The 2,163-nt window shown below is 41.1% G+C and carries 4 protein-coding genes; all 4 read right to left on the minus strand.

What is annotated here, in order from left to right; genetic code table 11:
• Positions 1-58 precede the first annotated feature (58 nt).
• Positions 59-274, minus strand: coding sequence for a YozE family protein (locus GMD4S_RS11940; RefSeq protein ID WP_001232084.1), 216 nt, complete (start codon positions 272-274; stop codon positions 59-61).
• A complete protein-coding gene (locus tag GMD4S_RS11945) occupies positions 271-876 on the minus strand; it encodes a GrpB family protein (protein WP_025172603.1) in 606 nt (201 codons plus the stop codon). Before GMD4S_RS11945 ends, GMD4S_RS11940 begins: the two co-directional genes overlap by 4 nt.
• An 11-nt stretch (positions 877-887) precedes the next feature.
• Positions 888-1,742, minus strand: a complete 855-nt coding sequence (gene cvfB, locus GMD4S_RS11950; protein WP_001095461.1) for an RNA-binding virulence regulatory protein CvfB — start codon at positions 1,740-1,742, stop codon at positions 888-890.
• 59 nt (positions 1,743-1,801) lie between these two features.
• Positions 1,802-2,163 (minus strand): ribosome recycling factor (frr, locus tag GMD4S_RS11955; RefSeq protein WP_000325654.1); only part of this gene is annotated, 362 nt, incomplete at its 5' end.

Here is a 2,163-nt window from a genome sequence, read left to right on the forward strand (position 1 = left end):
TTATTTCTTTTTATTATAGCAAAGAGAACAATAAAATACTAGCCTCATCTCATTGTCTCTAGTGTTCTAAGTATTCTTGCCAGATGGCGTCAAAGTCTCCTAGGTTAAAAGAGAAGCTGGCATGCTCCTCCAAAAAGCGACTCACCTCATCAAAATCATCTGTATGTTTTGGAAAAGCTGACTCTTCAAAAGCGAGGTCTGCCAAGATGGCTTTAGGGCTATTACTTTTAGGATTGCGCTCGGTCATGAGCCAAGTGTAAAATGATTTTCTCAATTCTTTCTCCTATCAAGAGTTTTTTGATGACACTTTTCTGATTCTTGAAAATTACTGGACTTAGCCTCTGAAACGTAGTGGTTTATAAAATCTGTTTTCGCATCTGTATAGCCGTCTCGATTGTGTTCAAATTTTTTCCACAAACTTAGTTTTAATTCCTGATACGCTTGGGCAATATCTGGATGCTGGCAGAGATAATCTCTAAAATAAATCTCGTCATGATCTCCCGTCATTCGCAAATGTAAATGAAAAACTTTCTCAGCAAATCCCTGCTCTGTATATCCTTTATTTAGCGAAATCCTGTTAGGACTCTCCGACATCACTAGCCACCCATTCTTCACCAATAAATCCCTGACTCTTGCTAAATCCTCTATTCTACCTACTTCTAACAGAATATCAACGATATTTTTGGCCCAAATATTAGGGATAGCAGTGCTACCGATATGTTCTATTCTTTTAATAACATTTGCACCCAATATTTTTTTCAGATTTGCTTTTTCCGATTCATACCAGTCTTTCCACTCTGGCTTGTGCTCTACTAAAAAAATCGGAAAAAGTTGCCAGAGTTCCTCTAAACTCATTTCTTCAAGTTTCTTTATCATGTCTATAAGGCCTAAATCAACTCTGTCCCAAACTGATCTTGCTTGATTTTGCCAGCCTTCATCAAACCACCGAGTGCTTTCTTGAACTGACCTTTAGAAATGCCAAAGGTTGCTTTGATGTCCTCAGGGGATGACTTATCATTCAAGGTCATAAATCCGCCATTGCTTTCCAAGTAAGTCAAAATCATCTGGGCATCATTTTCCAACATCTCAAAAGAACGTGGTTTGAGAGAAAGATTAAGAGTGCGATCAACCTCGCGGAAACCAATGACACGCGCATCTAACACTTGCCCCAAACGTGGCTCTGCGTAGCGCTCACTTGGGTGAATGAAACCAAGCATGTTATTCTCTGGTAGGTAAACAAAGGTTCCTGACAGCTTGAGACGGTAAACAATGGCTGGCCAGTTTTGATTCTGCATGTTGTTGTAAGCAGGACGAGCCAGACATTGGAAGTCTTCCTGATACGCCAAGAGTCCCCAGATTCGGTCTTTCTTGTCCACTTCAAGGCGGATATAGAGTCGGTCACCCTTCTTAGGCCAGAGTTCTTTAAGCTCTGGAAGAATATCGAGTGACACAACGATTTCCTTATCGGGCAGACCTGTATCCACAAAGACACCCAAGTCTTTACGAACTTCCGTTACGGTTCCCCAACCAAATTGGTCCTGAGTTGCAGTCACTTCTAATGTTGTCAGGCGGAGTTTTTGCTTCATATCCGTGTAGGCAAAACCTTTGACCGTATCCCCTACTGTATGTTGGCCTTCTTCCTTGGCAAGGGCGTAAGTCTGACCATCCTTTTGCACAAAGTAAAAACGGTCATTTTCATCGATGATGAGTCCAACGATAAAACTTGCAAGATTTGTGTTCATATTTCCTTCTTTCGAATAAAACTCAGCCAGCAATGCCAACTGAGTTTTTCTGTTTATTTCTAGACTTCCAAGATTTCTTTTTCTTTATTGGCAGTCATGTCGTCGATGTGTTTCACAGCGTCGTCTGTTACTTTTTGAATATCTTTTTCAAGAGTCTTCAATTCGTCTTCAGTTATTTCTTTTGCTTTTTCTTGCTTTTTAGCTTCGTCCATAGCGTCGCGGCGGATGTTACGGACAGCCACTTTAGCATTTTCACCGACCTTCTTCACTTCTTTAGCAAGGTCACGACGAGTTTCTTCTGTAAGAGCTGGGATAACCAAGCGGATCACAGAGCCGTCATTAGCTGGTGTAATACCAAGATCAGAAGCGTTCAAGGCACGTTCGATGTCTTTCAATGAAGACTTGTCAAATGGTGTTACCA

Source organism: Streptococcus sp. GMD4S (assembly GCF_000296955.1).

Excerpts from the sequence above, each read along its gene's own strand:
- GMD4S_RS11945 (WP_025172603.1), bottom strand. The coding sequence starts at position 876 with ATGATAAAGAAACTTGAAGAAATGAGTTTAGAGGAACTCTGGCAACTT.
- cvfB (WP_001095461.1), bottom strand. The coding sequence starts at position 1,742 with ATGAACACAAATCTTGCAAGTTTTATCGTTGGACTCATCATCGATGAA.